At 71.4% G+C, this 22,737-nt stretch carries 21 protein-coding genes; 14 read left to right on the forward strand and 7 right to left on the reverse strand.

Features of this window, described 5'->3' with window-relative positions; genetic code table 11:
- The first annotated feature begins 18 nt into the window (after window positions 1-18).
- Complete coding sequence (locus ABZ880_RS36120; RefSeq protein ID WP_361271952.1) at window positions 19-663, forward strand: TetR family transcriptional regulator; 645 nt, start codon at window positions 19-21, stop codon at window positions 661-663.
- On the opposite strand, the gene def is transcribed toward ABZ880_RS36120, so the two are convergent.
- On the reverse strand, window positions 660-1,205 hold the full coding sequence (gene def, locus ABZ880_RS36125; protein ID WP_361271954.1) for a peptide deformylase: 546 nt from the start codon (window positions 1,203-1,205) through the stop codon (window positions 660-662). The genes ABZ880_RS36120 and def overlap by 4 nt on opposite strands.
- A gap of 147 nt (window positions 1,206-1,352) precedes the next feature.
- Here def and ABZ880_RS36130 point away from each other — a divergent pair, with 147 nt between their 5' ends.
- From ABZ880_RS36130 to ABZ880_RS36160, 7 genes are all read left to right on the forward strand, one after another.
- Window positions 1,353-2,591, forward strand: a complete 1,239-nt coding sequence (locus tag ABZ880_RS36130; RefSeq protein ID WP_361271956.1) for a MurT ligase domain-containing protein — start codon at window positions 1,353-1,355, stop codon at window positions 2,589-2,591.
- A 17-nt stretch (window positions 2,592-2,608) separates the two neighbouring features.
- Window positions 2,609-3,337: a glutamine amidotransferase gene (locus ABZ880_RS36135; RefSeq protein ID WP_361271959.1), complete on the forward strand. Its 729-nt coding sequence runs from the start codon at window positions 2,609-2,611 to the stop codon at window positions 3,335-3,337.
- Window positions 3,338-3,515: 178 nt separating this feature from the next.
- Window positions 3,516-4,541 carry a 6-phosphofructokinase gene (locus ABZ880_RS36140; protein WP_361271961.1) on the forward strand — a complete coding sequence of 342 codons (1,026 nt, stop codon included), beginning with the start codon at window positions 3,516-3,518 and terminating at the stop codon, window positions 4,539-4,541.
- Window positions 4,542-4,661: 120 nt separating this feature from the next.
- Window positions 4,662-5,612 carry a cytochrome c oxidase assembly protein gene (locus ABZ880_RS36145; RefSeq protein ID WP_361271964.1) on the forward strand — a complete coding sequence of 317 codons (951 nt, stop codon included), beginning with the start codon at window positions 4,662-4,664 and terminating at the stop codon, window positions 5,610-5,612.
- An 85-nt stretch (window positions 5,613-5,697) separates the two neighbouring features.
- Window positions 5,698-7,107, forward strand: a complete 1,410-nt coding sequence (locus ABZ880_RS36150) for a DUF6777 domain-containing protein (protein ID WP_361272206.1) — start codon at window positions 5,698-5,700, stop codon at window positions 7,105-7,107.
- 28 nt (window positions 7,108-7,135) lie between these two features.
- Window positions 7,136-8,986 carry a septum formation family protein gene (locus ABZ880_RS36155; RefSeq protein WP_361271966.1) on the forward strand — a complete coding sequence of 617 codons (1,851 nt, stop codon included), beginning with the start codon at window positions 7,136-7,138 and terminating at the stop codon, window positions 8,984-8,986.
- 46 nt (window positions 8,987-9,032) lie between these two features.
- On the forward strand, window positions 9,033-9,170 hold the full coding sequence (locus tag ABZ880_RS36160) for a hypothetical protein (protein ID WP_361272215.1): 138 nt from the start codon (window positions 9,033-9,035) through the stop codon (window positions 9,168-9,170).
- Window positions 9,171-9,191: 21 nt separating this feature from the next.
- On the opposite strand, the gene ABZ880_RS36165 is transcribed toward ABZ880_RS36160, so the two are convergent.
- Genes ABZ880_RS36165 through ABZ880_RS36180 form a run of 4 tightly spaced genes read right to left on the reverse strand, consistent with a single transcriptional unit; the run spans window position 9,192 to window position 13,226 of the window.
- The gene (locus tag ABZ880_RS36165) at window positions 9,192-10,406 is read right to left on the reverse strand and encodes a histidine kinase (protein ID WP_361271968.1); all 1,215 of its coding nucleotides are present in this window, start codon (window positions 10,404-10,406) and stop codon (window positions 9,192-9,194) included.
- A complete protein-coding gene (locus ABZ880_RS36170) occupies window positions 10,403-12,115 on the reverse strand; it encodes a cation acetate symporter (protein ID WP_361271971.1) in 1,713 nt (570 codons plus the stop codon). The genes ABZ880_RS36165 and ABZ880_RS36170 overlap by 4 nt, the downstream gene beginning before the upstream one ends.
- Window positions 12,112-12,474 carry a hypothetical protein gene (locus ABZ880_RS36175; protein WP_361271973.1) on the reverse strand — a complete coding sequence of 121 codons (363 nt, stop codon included), beginning with the start codon at window positions 12,472-12,474 and terminating at the stop codon, window positions 12,112-12,114. Before ABZ880_RS36175 ends, ABZ880_RS36170 begins: the two co-directional genes overlap by 4 nt.
- Window positions 12,475-12,476: 2 nt before the next feature.
- Window positions 12,477-13,226, reverse strand: a complete 750-nt coding sequence (locus ABZ880_RS36180) for a LytTR family transcriptional regulator DNA-binding domain-containing protein (RefSeq protein ID WP_361271976.1) — start codon at window positions 13,224-13,226, stop codon at window positions 12,477-12,479.
- A 78-nt stretch (window positions 13,227-13,304) separates the two neighbouring features.
- On the opposite strand from ABZ880_RS36180, the gene ABZ880_RS36185 reads away from it, so the two are divergent.
- From ABZ880_RS36185 to pstS, 6 genes are all read left to right on the forward strand, one after another.
- The gene (locus ABZ880_RS36185; RefSeq protein WP_361271979.1) at window positions 13,305-13,790 is read left to right on the forward strand and encodes an Lrp/AsnC family transcriptional regulator; all 486 of its coding nucleotides are present in this window, start codon (window positions 13,305-13,307) and stop codon (window positions 13,788-13,790) included.
- A gap of 154 nt (window positions 13,791-13,944) precedes the next feature.
- The gene (gene ddaH / locus ABZ880_RS36190; protein ID WP_361271981.1) at window positions 13,945-14,757 is read left to right on the forward strand and encodes a dimethylargininase; all 813 of its coding nucleotides are present in this window, start codon (window positions 13,945-13,947) and stop codon (window positions 14,755-14,757) included.
- The gene (gene rocD, locus ABZ880_RS36195) at window positions 14,754-15,980 is read left to right on the forward strand and encodes an ornithine--oxo-acid transaminase (protein ID WP_361271983.1); all 1,227 of its coding nucleotides are present in this window, start codon (window positions 14,754-14,756) and stop codon (window positions 15,978-15,980) included. The genes ddaH and rocD overlap by 4 nt, the downstream gene beginning before the upstream one ends.
- A 154-nt stretch (window positions 15,981-16,134) precedes the next feature.
- On the forward strand, window positions 16,135-18,594 hold the full coding sequence (locus ABZ880_RS36200; protein ID WP_361271985.1) for a SpoIIE family protein phosphatase: 2,460 nt from the start codon (window positions 16,135-16,137) through the stop codon (window positions 18,592-18,594).
- Between the two features lie 70 nt (window positions 18,595-18,664).
- The gene (locus tag ABZ880_RS36205; RefSeq protein ID WP_361271987.1) at window positions 18,665-19,894 is read left to right on the forward strand and encodes a SpoIIE family protein phosphatase; all 1,230 of its coding nucleotides are present in this window, start codon (window positions 18,665-18,667) and stop codon (window positions 19,892-19,894) included.
- A 158-nt stretch (window positions 19,895-20,052) separates the two neighbouring features.
- Window positions 20,053-21,204, forward strand: coding sequence for a phosphate ABC transporter substrate-binding protein PstS (gene pstS / locus ABZ880_RS36210; RefSeq protein ID WP_361271990.1), 1,152 nt, complete (start codon window positions 20,053-20,055; stop codon window positions 21,202-21,204).
- A 24-nt stretch (window positions 21,205-21,228) separates the two neighbouring features.
- Here pstS and ABZ880_RS36215 read toward each other — a convergent pair whose 3' ends face one another.
- Window positions 21,229-21,570, reverse strand: coding sequence for a hypothetical protein (locus tag ABZ880_RS36215; RefSeq protein WP_361271992.1), 342 nt, complete (start codon window positions 21,568-21,570; stop codon window positions 21,229-21,231).
- Between the two features lie 58 nt (window positions 21,571-21,628).
- Window positions 21,629-22,483: an alpha/beta fold hydrolase gene (locus tag ABZ880_RS36220; RefSeq protein ID WP_361271995.1), complete on the reverse strand. Its 855-nt coding sequence runs from the start codon at window positions 22,481-22,483 to the stop codon at window positions 21,629-21,631.
- Window positions 22,484-22,737 lie beyond the last annotated feature (254 nt).

Here is a 22,737-nt window from a genome sequence, read left to right on the forward strand (position 1 = left end):
CACGGGTGGGGAGAGCTCATGGACACCACGCAGCGGACCGAGCAGCAACGGTCCGCCGACCGTCGCCGGCGCGAACTGCTGGAGGCCGCGGACCGAGTGGTGCTGCGCGACGGCCCACAGGCCTCGATGAACGCGATCGCGGCGGAGGCCGGCATCACGAAGCCGATCCTGTACCGGCACTTCGGTGACAAGAGCGGACTGTACGCCGCCTTGGCCAAGCGGCACACGGACGCCCTGCTCAACTCGCTCAGAGCGGCGCTCGACGCCCCGGCGGACCGGCGGGAGCGGGTCGAGTCCACGCTCGACACCTACCTCGCGGCGATCGAGCTGCGCCCGCAGGTGTACCGGTTCCTGATGCATCCGGCGGAGGGCAGCCAGACGGCCGACCAGGGCTTCGACGTCGGCAAGCACTCGGCGCCGTTGCTGCGCCGGATGGGCGAGGAGCTGGCCCAGGTCATCGAGGACCGTCTGGACCTCGGGCCGGGAGGCCAGCAGCTGGCCCGGGTGTGGGGGCACGGGATCGTCGGCATGATGCATGCCGCCGGGGACTGGTGGCTGGGCGAACGGCCCTGCTCGCGCGCGGAGTTGGTGCGCAGCCTCGCCGACCTGCTGTGGGGGCGGCTCGCGGCGGCCGGGGACAAGATGGGCGGACCCGGCTTCTAACGCGGGCGGTGCCAGGAGGAGCGCGTCACCTGTCGCATCAGGCGGCGGTGGCGCAGGCCCCTCAAGTGGTCGGCGTAGACCCTGCCCTCCAGGTGGTCGCACTCGTGCTGCAGGCAGCGGGCGAAGAAACCCGTCCCGTGCACGGTGACCGGCTCCCCGGTCACCGTGCGGCCCTCGACCACGGCATGGTCGTAGCGCTCGGTCCCCGCCTCCAGGCCCGGCAGCGACAGACAGCCCTCGGGACCACGGATCACCACACCGTCCGCCTCCACCAGCCGCGGGTTCACCACGTGCCCCACGTGACGAACATCCTCATCGTCGGGGCAGTCGTACACGAACACGCGCAAAGATTCACCGATCTGGTTCGCGGCCAGACCGACCCCCTGCGCCGCGTACATCGTGGCGAACAAGTCCTCCACGAGAGCGGCCAGTTCGGGCCCGAATGCGGTGACCTCCTTGCCGGGGGCGTGCAGTACGGGGTCGCCGAACAGGGTGAGAGGTCTCACTCGCCCGCGGGCGCCGGGGATGGAGCCGTGTCGCATGGGCGCAAGATTACGGTCCCGTAGGCGCGCGTCCGCCGTGCAGCCGCCCACGGTACGGGAGCGTGAACAGATCTCGATAGGCTGAGGTCCACACCACGTTGCCGTCAGGCAGAGGCGCGGCGCGTACGCAAGGAGGATCGAGAACTGATGTCAGGCAACTCGGACCCGCTCACGCCGCGGGCCAAGCTGGCCGTGACCGCGGGCAAGGCGGTCGCGGCGGCATCGCGTGCCGCGGGGCGCGGCAGCGGTTCGGTGATCGGCGGCCGGGTGGCGCTCAAGCTCGACCCCGACCTCCTCGCGCGGCTCGCCCAGAACCTGGACGTGACCCTGGTCTCGGCGACCAACGGCAAGACCACCACCACCCGGCTGATCGCCGAGGCGCTCCGGGCCGCCGGTCCGGTCGTCTCCAACGCGCTCGGCGCGAACATGCCGGCCGGCATCACCTCGGCCCTCGCGGGCAGCTCGGACGCCCGGTTCGGGGTCATCGAGGTCGACGAGAAGTACCTCGCCGGCGTCGCCCGGGACACCGACCCCAAGTGCATCGCGCTGCTGAACCTCTCCCGCGACCAGCTCGACCGCGCCGCGGAGACCCGCATGCTCGCGGAGAACTGGCGCGAGGGTCTTGCCGGGTCCAAGGCCGTCATCGTCGCCAACGCCGACGACCCGCTGGTCGTGTGGGCCGCCTCCTCCTCCCCCAACGTGATCTGGGTCGCCGCCGGGCAGATGTGGAAGGACGACGCCTGGTCCTGCCCGTCCTGCGGCGGTGTGATGCAGCGTCCGGGCGACGACTGGTTCTGCGGCGAGTGCGGCTTCCGCCGGCCCACGCCGAGCTGGGCGCTGTCCGGCGACCACGTCCTCGACCCGCACGGCTCCGCCTGGCCGATCCACCTCCAGCTGCCCGGCCGCGCCAACAAGGCGAACGCGGCGAGCTCCGCCGCCGTCGCCGCCGTCTTCGGCGTGCCGCCGCAGGTCGCCCTGGAACGCATGTACCAGGTGCAGGCCGTGGCCGGCCGCTACGACGTGGTGCAGTTCGCGCAGCGCGACCTGCGGCTGCTGCTCGCGAAGAACCCGGCGGGCTGGCTCGAAACGTTCAGCCTTATCGATCCTCCGCCCACCCCGGTGATCCTCTCCGTGAACGCTCGCGGCGCCGACGGCACCGACACCTCCTGGCTGTGGGACGTCGACTACACGCGCCTGACCGGCCACCCGATCTGTGTGATCGGCGACCGGAAGCTGGACCTCGCGGTGCGTCTGGAGGTCGCCAACCAGCACTTCCAGGTCTGCGACGATCTCGACCAGGCGGTGCAGATGAGCCCGCCGGGGCGGATCGAGGTCATCGCCAACTACACCGCCTTCCAGGACCTGCGCCGCCGGGTCGGCAACTGACAACTCAGGGGACTTTTGTGAGCGACAACAGCCTGCGGGTCGTCTGGATCTACCCCGACCTGCTCAGCACCTATGGCGACCAGGGCAACGTCCTCGTCGTGGAGCGCCGGGCCCGCCAGCGCGGCCTCGACGTGGCCCGCCTCGACGTGCGCAGCGACCAGCCCATCCCGACCTCCGGTGACATCTACCTCATCGGCGGCGGCGAGGACCGTCCGCAGCGGCTCGCGGCCGAGCGGCTGCGCCGCGACGGCGGACTGCACCGGGCCGTGGAGAACGGCGCGATCGTCTTCTCCGTCTGTGCCGGCTACCAGATCCTCGGCCACGAGTTCATCAACGACCTCGGCCAGCGCGAGCCCGGCCTGGGGCTGCTGGACGTGGTCTCGGTCCGTGGTGAGGGGGCGCGGTGCGTCGGTGACGTGCTCGCCGACATCGACCCACGCCTCGGTCTGCCGCCGCTGACCGGCTTCGAGAACCACCAGGGCGTCACGCACCTCGGCCCCACCGCCCGCCCCCTGGCCAACGTCCGCCTGGGCAACGGCAACGGCACGGGCGACGGCACGGAGGGCGCGTACAACGACACGGTCTTCGGTACCTACATGCACGGGCCCGTGCTGGCACGCAATCCGCAGATCGCGGACCTGTTGCTGAAGCTTGCGCTCGACGTGAACGCGCTGCCGCCGACCGACGACCGGTGGTACGAGGCGCTTCGCAACGAGCGCATCGCGGCAGCTCAGCAGCCCGCCTGACACCTGCATTCCACACCCCCGCAACCAGCCCGTCTGACGGCGCGTCTGCACAGGTGAGCGGGGTCGTCCAGCAGGCGGACGCACGGTTCGGTCCCGCCCCCTCCTGCCGCTAGGGTGGCGGGGTTCGAGCCGGACAGCGTGGTCCGGACCCGACCACGTTGAGAAGGTTTTTCGGGCTATGCGCATTGGTGTCCTCACGTCCGGCGGCGACTGCCCCGGCCTGAACGCCGTCATCCGGTCCGTCGTGCACCGTGCCGTCGTCGACCACGGCGACGAGGTCATCGGCTTCCGGGACGGCTGGAAGGGCCTCCTGGAGTGCGACTACCTCAAGCTCGACCTCGACGCGGTGGGCGGCATCCTGGCCCGCGGCGGCACGATCCTGGGCTCCTCCCGCGTCCAGCCCTCCCATCTGCGGGACGGCGTCGAGCGGGCCAAGGGCCATGTCGAGGAGCTCGGCCTCGACGCGATCATCCCCATCGGCGGTGAGGGCACGCTCAAGGCGGCCCGGCTGATGTACGACAGCGGGCTGCCGATCGTCGGCGTCCCGAAGACCATCGACAACGACATCGCCGTCACGGACGTCACCTTCGGCTTCGACACGGCCGTCGGCGTGGCGACGGAGGCGCTGGACCGGCTGAAGACCACTGCCGAGTCCCACCAGCGGGTGCTCGTCGTCGAGGTCATGGGCCGGCACACCGGCTGGATCGCGCTGCACTCCGGCATGGCGGCCGGCGCGCACGCCATCGTCGTACCGGAACGGCCCTTCGACATCGAGGAGCTGGCCAAGCGGGTCGGTGAGCGGTTCGAGGCCGGCAAGCGCTTCGCGATCGTCGTGGCGGCCGAGGGTGCCAAGCCCAAGGCCGGGTCCATGGAGTTCGACGAGGGCGGCAAGGACATCTACGGCCACGAGCGCTTCGCCGGGATCGCGCGTCAGCTTTCGATCGAGCTGGAGGAGCGGCTCGGCAAGGAAGCACGGCCGGTCATCCTGGGGCACGTCCAGCGTGGCGGCACGCCGACCGCGTACGACCGCGTGCTCGCCACCCGCTTCGGCTGGCACGCCGTGGAGGCCGTGCACCGGGGCGAGTTCGGCAAGATGACCGCCTTGCGCGGCACGGACATCGTGATGGTGTCGCTGGCGGAGGCGGTCGAGACGCTGAAGACGGTTCCTTCCGAGCGGTACGACGAGGCGGAGTGCGTGCTCTAGCACCCGACCCATCCAGTACGGCATCGAAGAATCGCCCCCGGTCGCAAGTGCGGCCGGGGGCGGTTCTAGTCTGTGGGACGGACACATTGCACAACCCCCCACGAATCAGGAGCCGGCGAAATGGATCACAGCGGGCACGGCATGACCATGGATCTGCCGCCGTTCACGCTGGGGCGGGGGCTTCAGTGGTCGGCGGACCCGTTCTTCCTCGTGGCCTGCCTGGTGGGGCTCGGGCTGTATGCGTACGGCGTGGTGCGGCTGCGGCGGCGCGGCGACAAGTGGTCGGCGGCGCGGACGGTCTCGTTCGTCCTCGGTGTGCTGACCATCGGGCTCGTCATGTGCACCAGGCTCAACGACTACGGCATGGTCATGTTCAGCGTGCACATGGTGCAGCACATGATCATCAGCATGCTGTCGCCGATCCTGATCCTGCTCGGCGCCCCGGTCACCCTGGCCCTGCGCGCGCTGCCGACCGCCGGCAAGGGCCGCAAGGGGCCGCGTGAGCTGCTGCTGATGCTGCTGCACAGCCGGTACATGCGGATCATCACGCACCCGGCGTTCACCATCCCGCTGTTCATCGCGAGCCTGTACGCGCTGTACTTCACGCCGATCTTCGACTTCCTGATGGGCTCCAAGACGGGGCACATCGCGATGATGGTGCACTTCCTCGCGGTGGGTGTGGTCTTCTTCTGGCCGATCATCGGCGTGGATCCCGGGCCGCAGCGGCCCGGCTATCTGATGCGGATGCTGGAACTGTTCGCGGGCATGCCCTTCCACGCCTTCTTCGGCATCGCGCTGATGATGGCGTCGACGCCGATGGTCGAGACGTTCAAGAACCCGCCCGCCTCCCTGGGCATCGACGCGCTGTCCGACCAGACGGCGGCGGGCGGCATCGCCTGGGCGTTCAGCGAGATTCCGTCGGTACTGGTGCTGATCGCCCTGCTGTTCCAGTGGTACGGCTCCGAGCAGCGGCAGGCCAGGCGCAAGGACCGGGCCGCCGACCGCGACGGCGACAAGGAACTCGAGGCATACAACGCCTATTTGGCCTCATTGAACGCACGCGGGCGTTGAAGGCTTCGCCGTCCGGAAGCTTTCAGTAGCATGAAGTGCATTGGGGGAACCGCAGGGGGGAGCGGTGATGACACTTCATGCATTTATGCAAGGGGCCGGGAAATCGGTGATTCGCAGGATCGCCGTCCTGCTCGTTTTCTTACTCGCACTCAGCGGGTGTGATCGGAATACGCCGCTGCTCGTCGTGAAGGCGGTGGCCGCGGGAGTTCCCTCTCTCGCGCCTTTCTTCGACGAGGGCAGCGGGCTCGGCCACGACGCCGTGGGGGTCAGGCCGCAGGCGGTGCACGGCAGCCTGCAGCAGGGCGACACTCCTGGCCTGTACGGGGGCACGAGGAAGCCGACCATCTGCGACGTCAAGCAGCTCAAGGCATTCCTCACGGATCCCAGGAACAAGCAGAAGGCGCAGGCGTGGGCGGCCGCGCTGAACATCACCACGGCCGAGATTCCGGGATATCTGGACCGGCTCACTCCTGTTCTCCTGCGTCACGACACTCTCGTGAAGAATCACGACTACAAAAAGGGCAAGGCCGTCCCCTACAACTCCCTGCTCCAGGCGGGAATCGCCGTTCTCGTCGATGAACAGGGGCTTCCGGCTGTGAAGTGCTCGTGCGGAAATCCGCTGCGTCCCTTCACGGATGACACGAACAGGATTTCGGTCAAGTTCGAGGACGGCAACAAGAAGTGGCAGGGATACGAACGTTCCTCCGTGGTCGCCGTAAAGCCCGCGCCCCAGAAAATGCAGCAGCTCGCTCTCGTCGACGTCGACGATCCCGCCCGGGGCATCGAGCGGCCGGTCGGCACGACGGGCGCGCACGACAAGACCTTCAACACGCGCAAGGAGCGCGCGGTGCCCGATCTCGCCGGGACGACGTTCGGTGACGCGAGCCGTCGGCTGGCGGACAAGGGGCTCGCGGTCGGGTACGACGGTAAGTCGCGGCCGCCCGACAATGCGCAGGTGACGGCCTCGGACCCGCCTGCCGGGACCGAGCTGCAGTTCGGCCAGTACGTGATGCTCAGCGTGGCCGGGGGGACGTCCGAGGGGTCGACCACTCCGCCGCCGTCCTCGAGCTCGGGACCGTCCAGGACGCCCCCGTCATCGTCGACGTCATCACCACCGTCCTCGTCTTCCTCGTCTTCCTCGTCTTCGTCTTCCTCGTCATCGTCGTCGGCTCCGCCGTCTTCGCCGTCGAGCAGCGGGGGCGGGTCCTCGTCCTCCGCGCCGCCCTCGAGCGCACCGCCCAGCTCCAAGGCACCTCCCCCGAGCACGCCGCCGAAGACCACCAGTGCGCCTCCGAGCAGCGCCCCGGTGACCAGCAGTGCCCCGCCGCCGAGCGACCCGGTGACCAGCAGCGCGCCCCCGCCCAGCGACCCGGTCACCAGCAGCGCACCGCCGCCCGGGACCACGAGCGCCCCGGCCACCAGCGAGCCGGCGAGCAGCGCACCCGCCACGAGTGGGCCCGCGTCCTCCGGGCCCGCCTCCAGCGCGATCATGTAGCGCCCCCGCAGAACCCGGGAGTCACCGGATGCATTCAGGATCACCGACGTCGGGAGTGGGCCGGGTCATCGCCGGCCGCTATCTGCTGCTGAACCGCCTCGGCAGCGGCGGCATGGGCCATGTCTGGCTCGCCCACGACCAGAGACTCGCCTGCGAGGTCGCGCTCAAGGAGATCGTGTTCCGGAGCCCGGGGCCGGCCGGGGACGAGCTGGAGGCCCGGGTCGCCCGCGCCCGCGCGGAGGCCCGGCACGCGGCGGGGCTGCGCGGCCATCCGCACGTGGTCACGGTGCACGACGTGCTGGAGCACGAGGGGCTGCCGTGGATCGTCATGGAGTACGTGGCGGGCGCCGTCGACCTGCGCGACCTGGTGCAACAGCGCGGCCCGCTCGCGCCCGCGCAGTGCGCCCGCCTCGGGCTCGCCGTCCTCGACGCACTGACCGCCGGGCACGAGCGGGGTGTCATGCACCGGGACGTGAAACCGGCGAACATCCTGCTGGCGCCGGACCGCAGCGGGGCGCCGTACGGCCGCATCCTGCTCACCGACTACGGCATCTCGGTGCAGCCGGACGCCGGTGAGACCCGGTACACGCTGGCGTCGGTGCTGGTGGGGACGTCGGGCTATCTGGCGCCGGAGCGGGCCACGGGCGGGCCGCCGACCCCGGCCGCCGATCTGTTCTCGCTGGGCTGCACGCTGTACTTCGGCGTCGAGGGCCGCGGCCCTTTCGAGCGCGAGTCCAACCTCGCCGAGGTCACCGCGGTGGTCATGGAGGAGCCGCGCCCGGCCGTCCGCGCCGGTGCGCTGGGCCCCGTACTGCAGGCGCTGCTCGCGAAGGATCCGACGCGGCGGCCGTCCGCGACGGAGGCCGAGGCGGCGCTGTCGCGGATCGTCACGCCGCAGGCCGACTCCTACGCCCGCACGCAGACCGACCTCGGTTCGCAGCCGCCGTGGGCCGGGGTGGCGCCCGCGCCTCCCCCGCCGGGGCCGGGCCCGGGGCCCGCGTCGAACGGCTTCGGGCCCGTCGTCGTCGCTCCCGGGCCCGCCCACCGGCGCCGCGAGCTGCCGCGGGTCCTGCGGGCCGTCCTCGCCGCCTCCCTCGGGCTGGTGCTGGCGCTGGGCGGTGTCTGGTACGCGATGGCCAACCGTGGCGAGACGGGTGACGGCGGCAAGACGTCGCCGTACGGTTCGGCCGTCGGGCTCGCCGAGCCGCTCAAGGACGGGGAGTGCGTGACCGCCGACTGGCCGGGATCTGCCCGTTTCCAGGGCACGCCCCGGCTCACACCCGACCCGACCTGCCAGGCCAAGGCGCCCGACGGTCAGGTGATGGCGTTCGTGTCGGCCGCCTCCGCGGGCGAGGCGCGCAAGCTGGGGCCGGCCCGGTGCGAGCAGCGGACGCAGGAGATCCGGGAGCGGCTGGCGGACGTGCGCAGCGTCGCCGTCGTGCCGAGCGACGCCGGGTTCGACACCGCGGGCCGGCGCACGGCCTGTCTGGTGCTGGGCGCCCACGGGCCGGTCTTCGGGCCGCTCGGCGACAACCGGAAGATCGGCTCGGCCTTCACCGACACGGCGAACATGCAGCGCCGGGACTGTCTGCAGGCCCGTTCCAACCGCGACGCCCGGCTGGTCTCCTGCGCCGGCCCGCACGACGAGCAGGTGCTCGGTTTCACCCGGCTGGGCAAGGACGTGACGCTCACCGAGGCCCGTACGGAGTCGGATGCGGCCTGTGCGAAGGACGTGCCCCCGCGTGACTACGGCTTCGACCCGTCGGTCTACACCTCCGGCTCCTGGACCAGTCAGGGCGCATGGAAGTCGGGCACGCATTTCGTCGTGTGCACCGCCCGGAAGCAGAACGGGGGCACCATAGAGGGGGACGAATCCTGAGGAGGGTGTTGCGATGCCCGGTTCTACGGACGGTTCTATCAAGGCGATGGGGGTGCTCACCGTCGGCGGTCTGGTCGTGGTGACCGCCTACACGGTGGCGCTGGGCTCCAACGGCTGGCTGTGGTTCGGCTGGGTCGTGCTGGGCCTGCTCACCCTCGGGATGGTCGCCTCCCGCAGTTCGTGAGGCTCCCGCAGCACATGACCCTCATTCCTGGGTCATCCGCCCGGCCGAGTGCACCCCCGGCTGGTATTTCGGCAGCCGGGCGGTGATCTTCATGCCCGCTCCCTCGGCGGTCTCGATGACGAGCCCGTAGTCGTCGCCGTAGACCTGGCGGAGCCGGTCGTCGACGTTGGACAGACCGATGCCGCCGGACGGGCTGGTCTCGCCGGCGAGGATGCGGCGCAGCAGGACGGGGTCCATTCCGGCGCCGTCGTCCTCGATGACGACCAGGGCCTCGGCGCCGGCGTCCTGCGCGGTGATGCTGATGTGGCTCTTGCCCACCGGTGCCGCCTTGCCCTCCAGGCCGTGCTTGACGGCGTTCTCGACGAGCGGCTGCAGGCACAGGAAGGGCAGGGCGACCGGCAGCACCTCGGGGGCGATCTGCAGGGTGACGGAGAGGCGGTCGCCGAAGCGTGCCCGCACCAGCGCCAAGTAGTGGTCGATGGCGTGCAGTTCGTCGGCGAGGGTGGTGAAGTCGCCGTGCCTTCGGAACGAGTAGCGGGTGAAGTCGGCGAATTCCAGGAGGAGTTCACGGGCGCGTTCGGGGTCGGTGCGCACGAACGAGGCGATCACCGCGAGCGAGTTGAAGATGAAGTGCGGGGAGATCTGGGCCCGAAGTGCCTTGATCTCGGCCTCGATCAGACGGGTGCGGGACTGGTCGAGGTCGGCCAACTCCAGCTGGACGCTCACCCAGCGGGCGACCTCGCCGGCGGCCCGGACCAGCACGGCGGACTCACGGGGCGCACAGGCGACCAGTGCGCCGTGCACCCGGTCGTCGACGGTGAGCGGGGCGACGACCGCCCAGCGCACCGGGCAGTCCGGGGTGTCGCACTTGAGCCGGAAGGCCTCGCCGCGGCCGGTCTCCAGGGGTGAGGCGAGGCGTTCCATGATCTCGGTGCGGTGGTGGTCGCCCACGCCGTCCCAGACCAGGACCTCCTTCTGGTCGGTCAGGCACAGCGCGTCGGTGCCGAGCAGGGTGCGCAGTCTGCGGGCCGACTTGCGGGCGGTCTCCTCCGTGAGGCCGGCCCGCAGCGGGGGCGCGGCGAGCGAGGCGGTGTGCAGGGTCTGGAAGGTGGCGTGCTCGACGGGGGTGCCGAGACCGCCCAGGCTCTCGGGGCGCGCGGTGCGCCTGCCCAGCCAGAACCCGGCGGCCAGCAGCGGGAGTACGGCCACGCACAGCCCGGCGAGGAATCCGCTCATGCCTTCACCTCCGCACGCAGATCCTCCGGCAGATGGAACCGGGCCAGGATCGCCTCCGTCCCGGTCGGCACCCGTCCCGGGGTGGCCAGGGACACCAGCACCATGGTGAGGAAGCCCAGCGGCACGGACCAGAGCGCGGGCCAGGCGAGCAGCGCGTGCAGCGGGCCCGTGCCCGGGAAGTCGGCCATGGTGACGGCGACCGCGACGAACGCGGAGCCGCCGCCGACCAGCATCCCGGCGGCCGCGCCCGGCGGGGTCAGCCGCCGCCACCAGATGCCGAGGACGAGCAGCGGGCAGAAGGACGAGGCGGACACGGCGAAGGCCAGCCCCACCGCGTCGGCGACCGGCAGCCCGCCCACGAGCACGCTGGCGGCGAGCGGCACGGCCATGGACAGCACCGTGCCGAGCCTGAAGTGCCGTACGCCGCGCGTCGGCAGGACGTCCTGGGTGAGCACGCCCGCCACCGCCATGGTCAGCCCGGACGCCGTGGACAGGAACGCGGCGAAGGCGCCGCCCGCGACCAGCGCACCGAGCAGATCGCCGCCGACGCCGCCGATCATCCGGTCGGGCAGCAGCAGTACGGAGGCGTCCGCGCTGCCGGTGAGGGTGAGTTCGGGGGTGTAGAGCCGGCCGAGGGCGCCGTAGACCGGCGGCAGCAGGTAGAAGACGCCGATCAGGGCGAGCACGGCGACCGTGGTGCGGCGGGCGGCGACGCCGTGCGGGCTGGTGTAGAAGCGGACGACGACGTGCGGCAGGCCCATGGTGCCGAGGAAGGTGGCGAGGATCAGTCCGTACGTGGCGTACAGCGGGCGTTCCTCGCGGCCCGCGGCGAGCGAGGTGGACATGCCGCCGTTGCTGCCGCGGTCGGCGGCCGGGACCCGGTCGCCCTTGGCGAAGGTCAGCCGGGTGCCGGCCTCGATGTGGTGCGTGCCGGCGGGGAGTTGGAGCCGCTGGTCGTCGTGCGGGCGGCCGTCGACCGTGCCGCTGACGGTGATGCTCAGCGGGCGCTCGAGTCTGAGGTCGACGCTGTCGTCGACGCGCACGACGCGCTGCTCGCGGAAGGTCGCCGGTTCCTCGAAGGCGTGGCTGGGGGCGCCGTCGCCCTGCCAGGCGAGGACCAGGAACAGCACGGGCACGAGCAGGGCGGTGAGCTTGAGCCAGTACTGGAAGGCCTGCACGAAGGTGATGCTGCGCATGCCGCCGGCGGCGACGGTGGCGACCACGACGACGGCCACGATCAGCCCGCCGAGCGAGTCGGGGGCACCGGTGAGCACCGTCAACGTCAGGCCGGCGCCCTGGAGTTGGGGCAGCAGGTACAGCCAGCCGACGCCGACGACGAAGGTCCCGGCCAGCCGCCGCACGCCGTGCGAGGCGAGCCGTGCCTCGGCGAAGTCGGGCAGCGTGTAGGCGCCGGAGCGGCGCAGCGGGGCCGCGACGAAGATCAGCAGGACCAGGTAGCCGGCCGTGTAGCCCACCGGGTACCAGAGCATGTCGGGGCCCTGCACCAGGACCAGGCCCGCGATACCCAGGAAGGACGCCGCGGAGAGGTACTCGCCGCTGATGGCGGCCGCGTTCAGGCGGGGGCCGACGGTGCGGGAGGCGACGTAGAAGTCGGAGGTGGTACGGGAGATGCGCAGGCCGAACGCGCCCACCAGGACGGTCGCCACGACCACCAGGGCGACCGCCGGAACGGCGTAACTGGAGTTCATCGGTCTTCTACGAGCCGCACGAAGTCCCGTTCGTTGCGCTCGGCACGCCTCACGTACCAGCGGGCGAGCAGAACCAGGGGGGCGTACAGGCAGAAGCCGAGGACGAGCCATTCGAGGCGGTGCGCGTCCGGCATGGCGGCGAAGAGCAGCGGCAGCGGGCCGATGAGCAGGCCCAGGACCGCGAACACCGTGAAAGCGGCGCGGAGTTGGGTGCGCATGAGGGAGCGGACGTAGGTGTGGCCGAGGGTGGTCTGCTCGTCGATCTCGGTGCGCGGGCGGTAGTAGCCGGAGGCGCGGCGGGTGCGGCGGGGCGGGCCGGTGACGACGACTCGGCGCTCGGCAGGGTCCTGGTGGGGCACGGTCAGGGCCTCCTCATCAGCAGGTCCCGCAGCTCGCGCGCGTGCCGGCGGCTGACCTGGAGCTCCTCGCCGCCGACCACGACGCTCACCGTGCCCGCGTCCAGGCGAAGTTCGCCGACGTGGCGCAGGGCGACGAGGTGGCGGCGGTGGATGCGGACGAAGCCGCGGGAGCGCCAGCGCTCCTCCAGGGTGGACAGCGGGATCCGTACGAGATGGCTGCCCTTGTCGGTGTGCAGGCGGGCGTAGTCGCCCTGGGCCTCGACGTGGGTGATGTCGTCGACGGCGACGAAGCGGGTCACGCCGCCGAGTTCGACGGGTATGTGATCGGGATCGGGCTCGTGCACGGGGATGCGCGGGGCGCTGCCGGTGAGCTCGGCGGCCCGGCGGACGGCCTCGGCGAGGCGTTCCTTGCGGACCGGTTTGAGGACGTAGTCGACGGCCTTGAGGTCGAAGGCCTGGACGGCGAAGTCCTCGTGGGCGGTGACGAACACGACCAGAGGCGGCTGGGCGAAGCCGGTCAGCAGCCGGGCCAGGTCGAGCCCGTCGAGGCCGGGCATCTGGATGTCGAGGAAGACGACGTCGATCGCCTCGGGCCCGCCCGGGCCGGACTCCAGCGCGCGGTTGATGCGGCGCAGCGCCTCGGTCGCGTCGCCGGCGCCCTCCGCGCTGCCGATGCGGGGATCGGCGTGCAGCAGATAGAGCAGTTCCTCCAGCGAGGGGCGTTCGTCGTCGACGGCCAGGGCGCGCAGCATGAACCCGGAGTGTAGGTGGAATCCGTACGCCTGGACATGTGCCGGGGCGTGGACGTTCCCGCTGGATACAGTGCCCTCATGAACAGCAGGCCGGCCCCCTTCGACGAGCTCGACCGGAAGATCATCACGGCCCTGATGGCGAACGCCAGAACGAGCTTCGCCGAGATCGGTGCGGCCGTCGGGCTGTCCTCGACGGCGGTGAAGCGGCGGGTGGACCGGCTGCGCGACACGGGCGTGATCACCGGGTTCACGGCCACGGTGCAGCCGGAGGCGCTGGGCTGGCGCACGGAGGCGTACGTCGAGGTGTACTGCGAGGGGGCCGCTCCGCCGCGGCGGCTCGCGGAGGTCGTGCGCAATCACCCGGAGATCACCGCGGCGATGACGGTGACCGGCGGCGCGGACGCGCTGCTGCATGTGCGGGCGCGGGACGTGGAGCACTTCGAGGAGGTGCTGGAACGCATCCGTGTCGAGCCCTTCATCCGCAAGACGATCAGCGTGATGGTGCTGTCCCACCTGCTCCCGGAGAGCCCCGAGGCCGGCGCCACCCAGCCCGCTCCCGAATAAACATCCGAGCACGCAGCGAACCTGCGCACCCTCGGCCAAAGACGCAGCATTCCTGCGCGGACACGCAATTCTCGTTGCTTGTCGCCCCTCTCCGTCACTTCCTACCTTGGTGTCAACCCCAGTCGACACCGCAGGAAAGCGGAGGAACCCCTCTGTGTCCGACTCCCGTGTGCCGCGCCGGCGGCGCTTCCTCGTCTGCGAACCCAGACATTTCGCCGTGCAGTACGCGATCAACCCCTGGATGCAACCCGATGTCCGCGTCGACGTGGACCTGGCCCACGAGCAGTGGCAGGCGCTGATCGGCGCCTACCGGGCCCACGGCCACACCGTCGACACCCTGGAGCCGGCCCCCGGTCTCCCGGACATGGTCTTCGCCGCGAACTCGGCGGTCGTCGTGGACGGCCGCGTCTTCGGCTCCCTCTTCCACGCGCCCGAGCGGCGCCCGGAGTCCACGCACTACGACACCTGGTTCAAGGCGGCTGGCTTCGCCGTCCACCGCCCCGAGTCCGTGTGCGAGGGCGAGGGCGACCTGGTCTGGACGGGACGCTACGTCCTGGCCGGCACCGGATTCCGTACGACCCGGGAGGCGCACCGCGAGGTGCAGGAGTTCTTCGGCCACCCGGTGATCAGCCTGACGCTGGTGGACCCGCGCTTCTACCACCTGGACACGGCGCTGTTCGTCCTGGACGACGACAACATCTCCTACTACCCGGAGGCGTTCTCGCCGGGCAGCCGGGAGGTGCTCGCGCGCCTGTACCCGGACGCCGTCCTCGCCACCCTGGACGATGCGCTGGTCTTCGGCCTGAACTCCGTGTCCGACGGCCGGAACGTGTTCATCGCGCCCCAGGCCGAGTCCCTCGCCACCGCCCTCGCCGACCGCGGCTATGTCCCCGTGCCCGTCGACCTGTCCGAGTTCCGCAAGGCAGGCGGCGGCATCAAGTGCTGCACCCAGGAGATCCGTTCATGACCGCTCCCGTGACCACGCGCACGTCCGCCGACCTCATCCGCGCCGAGGAACCGGTCCTGGCGCACAACTACCACCCGCTGCCCGTGGTCGTCGCCCGCGCCGAGGGCACCTGGGTGGAGGACGTCGAGGGCCGCCGCTACCTCGACATGCTGGCCGGCTACTCGGCCCTCAACTTCGGCCACCGCCACCCGGCGCTGATCGACGCGGCCCACCAGCAGCTGGACCGCCTCACCCTCACCTCCCGCGCCTTCCACAACGACCGGCTGGCCGAGTTCGCCGAGCGGCTGGCCGAGTTGACCGGCCTGGACATGGTGCTGCCGATGAACACGGGCGCCGAGGCGGTCGAGTCCGGCATCAAGGTCGCCCGCAAGTGGGCCTACGAGGTCAAGGGCGTCCCCACCGACCAGGCCACGATCGTGGTCGCCGCGGAGAACTTCCACGGCCGTACGACGACCATCGTCAGCTTCTCCACGGACGAGACCGCACGGGCGGGCTTCGGCCCGTTCACGCCGGGCTTCCGGATCGTGCCGTACAACGACCTGGCGGCGCTGGAGGCGGCCGTCGACGAGACGACGGCGGCCGTGCTCATCGAGCCCATCCAGGGTGAGGCGGGCGTCGTCATCCCCGACGACGGCTACCTGACCGGCGTGCGCGAGCTGACCCGCCGCAAGGGCTGCCTGTTCATCGCCGACGAGATCCAGTCGGGCCTCGGCCGCACGGGCCGCACCCTCGCCGTCGAGCACGAGGGCGTCGTCCCCGACGTGCTGCTGCTGGGCAAGGCGCTGGGCGGCGGCATCATTCCGGTGTCCGCGGTGGTCGCCCGCCGGGACGTGCTCGGCGTGCTGCGCCCGGGCGAGCACGGCTCGACGTTCGGCGGAAACCCGCTGGCGGCCGCGGTCGGCACGGCCGTGGTCGAACTGCTGGAGACGGGCGAGTACCAGCGCCGGGCGGCCGAGCTGGGCGTGGTGCTGCGGGGCGGCCTGGCCGCGCTCGTCGGCAGCGGCGTGACCGGCTTCCGTGCCCGCGGCCTGTGGGCGGGCGTCGACATCGACCCCGCCATCGGCACAGGCCGCGAGATCAGCGAACGGCTCCAGCGCGAGGGAGTCCTGGTCAAGGACACCCACGGGTCCACCATCCGGCTGGCACCGCCGCTGACGATCACCGGGGAGGAGCTGGAGTCGGCGCTGGGTTCGCTGCAGCGGGTGCTGGCGCAGAAGGCCTGACGCACAGGGGTCCTACGACTCCGCCGCGCCGCCCCTCGTCCCACCGCGCACCCCCCGCTCCCGCCGGGCCGGGTGCACACCCCCACTCCATCCTGGAAGGGTGAAGATGGGGACAAGAGGTGGTAGACCACTCTCAGCGACAGAGAGGTCGGCCGTGGGCACTCACGAGGAGCAGGACGTCGCCCGGCAGCGGTTCGACGTGGCCGATGCCGTGCCCTTGTTGCTCGACGCACAGGGCGTGGTGACCAGCTGGACGCGGGACGCACAGCGGCTGCTGAACTATGCCGCCGCCGAGGTGGTGGGCACCCGGGTGACCGGGCTGCTCACCACCGAGGACGCCGCGCGCCTGCCCGAGCTCGCCGAGCGGTGCCGCAGGGACGGCGGCTGGGCGGGACTGCTGACCGCGCGCCGCAAGGACGGCCGGCCGGTGAGGGTCATGGTGCGGGTCACTCCGGCGGTCGAACCCGGCGGAGTCGCGCACTGGCTGGTGCTGGTCTCCGACATGGCCGACGCCGGCGGCTGGGACATGAGCCGCCCGGTGCTGGAGCAGATGGTCACCGGCTCGCCCGTCGGCATAGCGATCGTGGACGCCAACCTGCGCTTCGTGTGGTCCAACGACGCCCTGGCGAAGTTCGGCGGCGGTTCGCCGCAGGATCGGCTGGGGCTACGGATCTCGGACGTCCAGCCGGGCATCGACACGGCGGCGATAGAAGAGCAGATGCGGCACGTACTGGCGACCGGCCGCCCGGTGGTGGGCTACGAGCACGTGGGCCGCATCAAGTCCGCGCCGCACCGCGAGACGGCGCACATGATGTCGTTCACCCGGCTCGACGACGAGCAGGGCCACCCCATGGGCGTCTACTACACGGTCGTCGACGTCACCGAGCGGCACCGCGCCCGGCAGCGGCTGGCCCTGCTCGACCGGGCCGGCGAGCACATCGGCCGCACCCTGGACATAGTGCGGACCGCGCAGGAGCTGGCCGACGTGGCGGTGCCGGACTTCGCCGACTTCGTCAGCGTGGACCTGCTGGAGTCGGTGCTGCGGGGCGCGGAGCCCACGCCCGGGCCGCTCAGCGACACGGAACCGGTGTCGCTGCGCCGCTCCGGCCACCAGTCGGTGAACGAGGGCGTGCCGGAGGCCGTCGTGGAGATCGGCGAGGTGGCCACCTACCTCGCCGGGTCACCCCCGATCCGCAGTCTCACCACGGGCCGGCCCTGGCGCGAGGAACGGCTCGACCCGCTCGCCAAGGAGTGGGCCACCCGCATCCCCGGCGGCCGGGCGGCCACCTTCCTGGAGCTCGGACTGCACAGCGTGATCATCGTGCCGATCCGCGCGCGGGGCGTCGCCCTGGGCGTCACCACGTTCTTCCGGCGCGCACGCCAGGAGCCGTTCGACGAGGACGACCTGTCCCTCGCCGAGGACCTGGTGTCCCGGGCCGCGGTCTGCGTGGACAACGCCCGCCGCTACACCCGCGAGCGCGACGCGGCACTGGTGCTGCAGCGCAGCCTGCTCCCCCGTCGGCTGCCCGAGCAGAACGCGGTCGAGGTGGCCGCCTGCTACCGGCCCGCCGACGAGCTGACCGGCCTCGGCGGCGACTGGTACGACCTCATCCCGCTGTCCGGCGCGCGCGTCGCCCTCGTCGTGGGCGAGGTCCCCGGACACGGCATCGACGCCGCCGCGGCCATGGGGCGCCTGCGCACCGCCGTACGGACCCTCGCGGCGCTGGATCTGCCGCCGGAGGAGGTGCTCGCGCACCTCGACGACCTGGTCGTGCGGACGGCCCGCGAGGAGGGTGTCGCCCCGGACGGGCGGGAGACCGGTGACGTCCAGGTCGCCGGGTCCGGGTGCGTGTACGTCGTCTACGACCCCGTCGACGGGCAGTGCTCGATGGCCGCCGCCGGGCATCCCGCGCCCGCCGTCGTCATGCCCGACGGCACCGTCAGCTTCGTCGACCTCCCGCAGGGGCCGCCGCTCGGCGCGGCCGGGCCGCCCTTCGAGGCCGTCGAGCTGGCCCTCGCGGAGGGCAGCACGCTCGCGCTGCACACCGACGGTCTGCTGGCCCGCGGGGAGGACTGGGCCGTCGACGCGGACCGCGACCGGCTGCGGGGGGCCCTGGAACGGGCCGCGTCCTCGCTCGACCTGCGCTGCCGGGCCGTGGTCGACGCGCTGGTCCCGGCCCGGCCGTACGACGACGTGGCCCTGCTGATGGCCCGCACCAGGCTGCTGGGCGAGGACCAGGTCGCCGACTGGGACCTGCCCGCCGACCCGGCCGTGGTCGCCGACGCCCGCAAGGAGGCGACCCGGCAGTTGACCGAGTGGGGCCTGGAGGAGCTGGCGTTCACCACGGAACTGGTCGTCAGCGAACTGGTCACCAACGCCATCCGGCACGCGGACGGCCCGATCCGGCTGCGCCTGATCCGGGAACGCGCCCTGATCTGCGAGGTATCCGACGGCGGCGCCACCGCGCCCCATCTGCGCCATCCGCGCACCACCGACGAGGGCGGCCGCGGGCTGCTGCTGGTCTCGCAGTTCACCGAGCGCTGGGGCACCCGTTTCGTACCCGAGGGGAAGGTCATCTGGGCCGAGCAGCCGCTGACGGAGTCTCCGGCCTGACACAACAGGGTCAGTACATACGTCGTATGACGTAGGAAAATAGAGCGAACCCGGCAGTTAGGCGGAAGCCATGAACGATGCGGCGATCGACTACGCGGCGGTGTTCCAGTGCCTGCCGGGGATGGTGGCGCTGCTGACGCCCGACCTGGTCTACGCGGACGCCAACGAGGAGTTCCTGCGCAATGCGCGGCGCACCCGCGAGCAGGTGGTCGGCCGCTATCTGTTCGACGTCTTCCCCGACAACCCCAACGACGGCGGCGCGTCCGGCATGCGCAACCTGGCGGCCTCGCTGCAACGCGTGCTGGACACGGGCGAGCGGGACACCATGGCCCTGCAGCGCTACGACGTCGAGGATCCCCACCAGTCCGGGGTGTGGGAGGAGCGCTACTGGAGCCCCGTGAACGCGCCGGTGATCGGCCCGGACGGCAAGGTGGTGCTGCTGGTGCACCGGGTCGAGGAGGTCACCGAGCTGATCAAGGCGCGCGGCGGCCCCACCGGCAGCCGGGCCCGCGTCCTGGAGGCCGAGCTGTACACCCGCGCCCGCGAACTGCAGGAGCTCAACGAGCGGTTGCGCCAGGCGCACGCCCGTGAGCGCGAGGTGGCCCTCGCCCTGCAGGAGGCGATGCTGCCCGCCCGCCGGCAGGTCGGCCACCACGACGTGGCCGTGCGCTACCGGCCCGCGGTCGGCGCGCTGAACGTGTGCGGCGACTGGTACGACCTCGTCGACCTGGTGGGCGGCAACCGGATCGGCGTGGCGGTGGGCGACGTGGTCGGGCACGGTCTGGTGGCGGCCGGGGTCATGGGCCAGCTGCGCAGCGCGCTGAGCGCCGCCTCCCGTGTGGCCGCGGGGCCGGGCGAGGCGCTCAACGTGCTCGGCCGGTACGCGAACGTCGTCGACGGCGCCGAATCGGCCACGGTGGTCACGACGTTCATCGACTTCGACGAGCACACCATCACGTACAGCAGCGCCGGCCACCCGCCGCCGGTGCTCGTCCACGCCGACGGCCGCGTGGAGTTCCTCGACCGGGCCACCGACCCACCGCTGGACGCCCGCCCCGAGCCGATCCCCCGGCCGCAGGCCTGCACGACGTTCGGCGAGGGCGCCACCCTCGTCCTCTACACCGACGGCCTGATCGAGCGCAGACGCGAGGACATCGACACCGGCCTGGCCCGTCTCGCCGACTCCCTCGGCCGCCACCGCGCCGAGGACCCCGAGCGGCTCGCGGACTCGGTCCTCCTGGAGCTGCTGCCACCGGGCGGCGCCACCGACGACACCGCCCTGGTCATCGTGCGGCTGTGAGAGCGCGGAACACCCACCGCGGCACCGATCTGCCGAAAGCCTCCATCTTCCGAAAGCCTCGATCTTCCGCCGTTTGCCGCGGGAGGGTGCGCCGTCCATCTCGAGGGGTGAACACTCTAAGCAATCGGGTCGTTACGCACAGGAAGGAACGCCCGAAAGTGACGTCTCCCCCGAAGAGCGGGCCGTATCCCCTGACCGTCGGCGCGGCGGTGGTCTGTGGCGCCCTGGTCCTGAGTGGCTGCGGCGCGGAGCACAACTCGTCCACCCCCTCCAGCAGAGCGCCCGCCACCCCCCTCGCCTCCACCACCGTCGCCGCCGGCGGCATCACCTGCGGCAAGGCGGCCGGCCTGCTGGCTTCCGGCTCGAGCGCGCAGCAGTACGCCATGCAGTACTGGATCAAAAACTTCACGCGGGCATGCCCAGGCACCCGGATCACCTACAACGGCACCGGCTCCGGAGCCGGGCAGACGGACTTCCTGCACGGCCGCACCGCCTTCGCGGGCTCCGACTCCGCGCTGAGCCCGGATCAGATCACCCAGTCCAAGAGCGTCTGCACCGACGGCGGGCGTGCCGTCGACCTGCCGATGCTCGGCGGCCCGATCGCGGTCGGCTTCAACGTGCGCGGGGTCGGCAAACTGGTCCTCGACGCCCCCACGCTCGCGAAGATCTTCGACTCGCAGATCACCGCGTGGAACGATCCCGCGATCGCGAAACTCAACCCGGGCACCACGTTGCCGAAGACGCCGATCCGGCCATTGCACCGCGCCGACGCCTCGGGCACCACCGACAACTTCACCTCCTACCTGGGCGCCACCGCGTCCAGCACCTGGCCGTACAAGCACGGAAAGCAATGGGTCGCCAAGGGCGGCCAGTCCGCCAAAGGCTCCTCGGGGCTGGCCACCAAGGTCAAACAGACGGCAGGCGCGATCGGCTACTTCGAATTGCCGTACGCCATCGACAACGCCATCCCCACGACCTCCATCGCCACCGGCGCCGCTTCCCCCGTCGACCCGAACATCATCACCGCGTCGAAGGCCATCGCAGGGGCGAAGATCTCCGGTACCGCGGGCGACATCACGCTCGCCCTCGACTACTCGACCAAAGCCGCGAACGCCTATCCCATCGACATGGTCACTTACGAGGTCGTCTGCAACAAAGGCAACAAACCGGCGACCTGGCCCGCCACCAAGGCTTTCCTCACCTACATCGCCGGCCGGAAAGGCCAGCAGGACCTCAGTTTCCAGGGCTACGCCACGCTCCCCGCCGACGTCATCGCCAAGGTCCGAGCCAGCATCAACAACATGCCCTGACCGCAGGACGCAGGGGCGAGCCGGTCACCTTCCGGCCCGTCGGCGCCGTCGGGTCCGACGCGTACAACACCCGGCGCAGGCCCAGGAGTTTGCGCTCAAGGTGCGCGGCAGCGTGTACCCGTGCCTGCGCCCGAGCCGCGGGATGGCCGACAAGACGGCCAGTGCGCCCAGTACCAGCACGAGGACCCCGGCCTTCGGCAGCACCGAACCCAGCAGCGCGCCGCGCGAGCGGTATCCCCAGTCGTCGCCGGCGAACACCGTGGAGCCCTTTCTCGTCGGCTCGGCGCCCGCGTCGACAAACCCCTCGCCGGTACGCCCGCCGGCGAACCGCCACGTCGCGAGCGCCGAGCAGACGAGTGCGACCACGCTCAGGACGACCAACAGCCGGAAGACCCCAAAAGGTAACTGAAGCAGGACAGCACATCTAGCCGCCCTGGCCTCCGGCGGTGTGCCCGAGGATCGCCGGGACGATCGTCGCCCAGTCGGCTCGCTCGGCCCCGTGGCCGGCGTCCGGCAGAGCCAACAGCCTGCCGGCGGGGATCTGCTCCGCGAGTGCCTCACCGTGCCCGAGCGGGAACATCGGGTCGGCGGTCCCGTGGATCACCAGCGTGGGCACGGCGATCGAGGACAGGGCAGTCCGTGAGCGTTCGTCGTCCGGCAGTACGTCGTGGTTGCGGGCCGCGGCGAAGTCGTGTGCACGCTCGACGTCGCGACGGACAAGGCCACGGGCGGCAGTCTCGTCGAACGGGCGTCGGCCGCCCGCGAGCATGCGCGAGTAGGCGACCAGGTAGTCGATCACCGACTCCGCGTCCGACCAATGGACCTGCGCGGACGAGACGAACCGCATGAACTCCCCGGTCGGCCCAGGAAGCTCGCGGCCGCCGGGCACGGCGGAGGACGTGCTGATCAGGACGAGCGAGAGGACGCGTTCGGCGTAGTCGAGCGCGAGGAGTTGTGCGAACGCTCCTCCGGCCGAGACGCCCACGACATGCGCGGCCGGGATCCCATGGGCGTCGAGCACGCGGGCGGCGTCACCGACCAGGTCCGATGCGGTGTACCCGGGACGGCCGGGCTCGTAGGTGACCGATCTGCCGGTGTCGCGGTGGTCGTAACGGATCACGAACCGCCCGCCCCCGGCGAGCATCCGGCAGAAGCCCTCCTCCCACCAGAGCATCGAGGCCCCGGTGCCCATGATGAGCAGGATGGGCGGATCCGACGGGTCGCCGAAGGATTCGGTGCACAGTTCGACACCGTCCGCCTCGATCATGCGCTCGGCCATCGCCGACTCTCCTCTCCTGCCTCTCCTGCCTCTCCTTACCGATTGTGCCCATGCATCGTGGCAGGCGTGCGGAGGCGGGCATGCCGTAGTACTCCTGGGAGTCCCAGTGGCATGCCGTAGCGAGGAGGTGGATGACGTGGATGCGGTCCATGCGGCCATACGGGCCGGCTGAGCCACCGCTGACGGTCGCCCTGACAGACCGGGCGCGGAATGCGCAAGGGCCGTGCGTCCGCCAGCAGTTGAGCGTGATCGCG

Origin of the sequence: Streptomyces sp. NPDC047043 (assembly GCF_040644055.1) — a bacterium.
Taxonomy (GTDB): Bacteria; Actinomycetota; Actinomycetes; order Streptomycetales; family Streptomycetaceae; genus Streptomyces.

Coding starts and splice junctions, on each gene's coding strand:
- ABZ880_RS36120 (WP_361271952.1), top strand. CDS start 19: ATGGACACCACGCAGCGGACCGAGCAGCAACGGTCCGCCGACCGTCGC.
- def (WP_361271954.1), bottom strand. CDS start 1,205: ATGCGACACGGCTCCATCCCCGGCGCCCGCGGGCGAGTGAGACCTCTC.
- ABZ880_RS36130 (WP_361271956.1), top strand. CDS start 1,353: ATGTCAGGCAACTCGGACCCGCTCACGCCGCGGGCCAAGCTGGCCGTG.
- ABZ880_RS36140 (WP_361271961.1), top strand. CDS start 3,516: ATGCGCATTGGTGTCCTCACGTCCGGCGGCGACTGCCCCGGCCTGAAC.
- ABZ880_RS36145 (WP_361271964.1), top strand. CDS start 4,662: ATGGATCACAGCGGGCACGGCATGACCATGGATCTGCCGCCGTTCACG.
- ABZ880_RS36150 (WP_361272206.1), top strand. CDS start 5,698: ATGCAAGGGGCCGGGAAATCGGTGATTCGCAGGATCGCCGTCCTGCTC.
- ABZ880_RS36155 (WP_361271966.1), top strand. CDS start 7,136: ATGCATTCAGGATCACCGACGTCGGGAGTGGGCCGGGTCATCGCCGGC.
- ABZ880_RS36160 (WP_361272215.1), top strand. CDS start 9,033: ATGGGGGTGCTCACCGTCGGCGGTCTGGTCGTGGTGACCGCCTACACG.
- ABZ880_RS36165 (WP_361271968.1), bottom strand. CDS start 10,406: ATGAGCGGATTCCTCGCCGGGCTGTGCGTGGCCGTACTCCCGCTGCTG.
- ABZ880_RS36170 (WP_361271971.1), bottom strand. CDS start 12,115: ATGAACTCCAGTTACGCCGTTCCGGCGGTCGCCCTGGTGGTCGTGGCG.
- ABZ880_RS36180 (WP_361271976.1), bottom strand. CDS start 13,226: ATGCTGCGCGCCCTGGCCGTCGACGACGAACGCCCCTCGCTGGAGGAA.
- ABZ880_RS36185 (WP_361271979.1), top strand. CDS start 13,305: ATGAACAGCAGGCCGGCCCCCTTCGACGAGCTCGACCGGAAGATCATC.
- rocD (WP_361271983.1), top strand. CDS start 14,754: ATGACCGCTCCCGTGACCACGCGCACGTCCGCCGACCTCATCCGCGCC.
- ABZ880_RS36205 (WP_361271987.1), top strand. CDS start 18,665: ATGAACGATGCGGCGATCGACTACGCGGCGGTGTTCCAGTGCCTGCCG.
- ABZ880_RS36220 (WP_361271995.1), bottom strand. CDS start 22,483: ATGGCCGAGCGCATGATCGAGGCGGACGGTGTCGAACTGTGCACCGAA.